Here is a 2,307-nt window from a genome sequence, read left to right as displayed (position 1 = left end):
CTAGTCAACTCCATTCTAACCGAGGACATTTGAATATGGCTCCTAGTACTTTTTAGGAGATATTTCATTTTACACAATTATACGGACTCAACTGGAGGAAGATCGCCTGCTGCCCCGGAAACAACGTCATACTGCCACTCGCATCTTTCAACGGCTAAGGGATGAATATGGATTTACAGGCAGTGATCGTACCGTCTTGAATTACGTCAAACGCCGGAAAGCGGAGATGGAACTGGAGCGAGCGAAGACATACGAACGGCTGGAGCATCCGCCAGGCGAGGCACAGGCGGATTTCACCACGATCGAGGTGTGCCGGAACCATCAGCTCATCTCGTACAAATTGCTCGTCCTGTCGTTCCCGTACAGCAACGCGGCGTTCGTCTACCCGGTACCGGCGGAGAACCAAGAATGCTTTCTGGAAGCGATGGAACAAGTTTTCGAGCAGATGGGTGGCGTACCGCAGCGGATTTGGTTCGACAATTTGTCCGCCGCCGTCGTACACATCGAAAAACAAGGGGAACGGCAACTGACGGATATGTTCCGGCGATTCTGCGCGCATTACCGGTTCGAAGCCGTGTTCTGCAATCCATACAGCGGCCATGAAAAAGGGCATGTCGAAGCCAAATGCGGGTATTCCAAGCGCAACTGGGCGGTGCCGGTTCCCGTGTTTGAAAGCCACGAGCAACTCGCTCTGCATTTCGCCGAACAAGCTGAACAGGATCGTCGTCGTCCTCATTACGCGAAACAACAGACGATCGAAGAGTTATGGCGCGATGACGAGAAGCGGCACCTGCTTCAGCTGCCGGCGGAGCCGTTCGAAGCGTACCGGCTGCAGGCAGCGGTGGTGAACAAGTACGGAGAAATCCGCGTGGACGAGACGACGATTCCGCTCGTCGGACAAGTCGCTCCGGGGACGGAGGTGATCGTACAGTTGTTTTGGGATCGCCTGGTGCTGCTGAACCCACGGCACGAATCGCTGCTCACCGTTCCACGCCCGTACACGGGCCGTACGGCGGAGATTCCATGGACGCAAGTGTTCGCGAACTGGCTGCGCAAGCCGCGGAGCGTGACGCATTCGCAGTTTTTGCGGATGTTGCCGGCCGCCTTGCAAGCCTACATTACCGTCGGCGACCTCGCGTTGCGGAAAGAGCGACTGCAAGCCATGCACCATTGGGGCGCCATATATTCGCTGGAACAGATTGCGGATGCGCTGCTGGTGCCCGGATTGGAGCAAGAGGTTTCGCGCGTGACGGCGTTTCTCGGCATGAAATACGGCGGGCGAGACGTACCCGTTACTTGGCGGGAGACGCTCTCCCCGCCCGGAACACGGGCGGAAAACCGACTGGAACGCTACGACCGGCTCATGGAGGTGATGTGAGATGGCGGACCTGACAGATTTGTGTCGGCAACTGCGACTCGCTCATATTGCGGAGTACATTGGTTCGCAGCAGGACGAGGGACTGCGCAGCCTGGCCGAACAGCTTCTGGCCGCGGAACTGGACGGCCGACGGCGAGCGAAACTCGGGAAACTGGTGCAACAAGCCGGATTCCCCCATCTGAAGACGTTTGAAGGGTACGTGACGGAACATATTTCGTTCCCACAAGGCAGCGGATTAGACGCATTGCGGACGCTGGGATGGATGGAGCGAAAAGAAAACCTCCTTCTCATGGGCGCGGTCGGCACGGGAAAAACGCATATGGCGATCGCTTTGGGCGTGGAAGCATGCCGACGCGGGAAAGCGGTGCAGTTTTACCGGGCGAGTGATCTGGTAGCAGTGCTGCAAGAGAAATTCATGGCCGGAACACTGAGTAAATTCCGGGAAAAGCTGAGGAAGATGGATCTGCTCATTCTCGATGAGGTAGGGTATGTCCCGTTCAACCAAACCGGTTCCGAACTGCTGTTCAACGTCATCGCGGACTGCTACGAACAGCAGAGCGTGATCGTAACGTCCAATTTGGAGTTTGGCCAATGGACATCTATCTTCGGGGATACAAAACTGACATCGGCGCTGGTAGACCGTCTCGTGCATCACGCACATATTCTCTCGTTTACCGGGGAAAGCTTTCGCTTCAAGCAGGCGATGGAACGAATCCCGGGGTGATCGTTACGCTGGCAAGATGCCATTGGCATTTTTCGCTGCGAAAATGAGCATTTTTCACTTGCGAAAAACAATAGCGACAGGCGGCGAACGGATGGCGCGGAAGATAGAGCAGCGCATTCTTATCATCTTCAAAGAGCAGGTGAATCGGGACGCCTTTCTTGTAATGTTCACGCTGCCAATCGGCTTCGCAGCGGCCGAGCAGTTC

The 2,307-nt window shown here is 55.9% G+C and carries 3 protein-coding genes; 2 read left to right on the top strand and 1 reads right to left on the bottom strand.

Translation table 11 applies throughout. The features are described from left to right. Nucleotides 1–61 precede the first annotated feature (61 nt). Together istA and istB are read left to right on the top strand one after the other, a co-directional pair. Nucleotides 62–1,378, top strand: a complete 1,317-nt coding sequence (gene istA / locus G485_RS27165; protein WP_156922458.1) for an IS21 family transposase — start codon at nt 62–64, stop codon at nt 1,376–1,378. Between the two features lies 1 nt (nt 1,379). After that, nucleotides 1,380–2,102: an IS21-like element helper ATPase IstB gene (istB, locus tag G485_RS0117300; protein WP_027093539.1), complete on the top strand. Its 723-nt coding sequence runs from the start codon at nt 1,380–1,382 to the stop codon at nt 2,100–2,102. On the opposite strand, the gene G485_RS30680 is transcribed toward istB, so the two are convergent. Further along, a partial coding sequence (locus G485_RS30680; RefSeq protein ID WP_476695857.1) for a hypothetical protein occupies nt 2,071–2,307 on the bottom strand: 237 nt, incomplete at its 5' end. The two genes, istB and G485_RS30680, sit on opposite strands and share 32 nt — an antisense overlap.

The organism is Cohnella thermotolerans DSM 17683 (assembly GCF_000429825.1).
GTDB classification, from domain to species: Bacteria; Bacillota; Bacilli; order Paenibacillales; family Paenibacillaceae; genus Cohnella; species Cohnella thermotolerans.
Note: the sequence above shows the minus strand (reverse complement) of the source record. Positions and strands in the feature narration are given on the sequence as shown.

Excerpts from the sequence above, each read along its gene's own strand:
- istB (WP_027093539.1), top strand. The coding sequence starts at position 1,380 with ATGGCGGACCTGACAGATTTGTGTCGGCAACTGCGACTCGCTCATATT.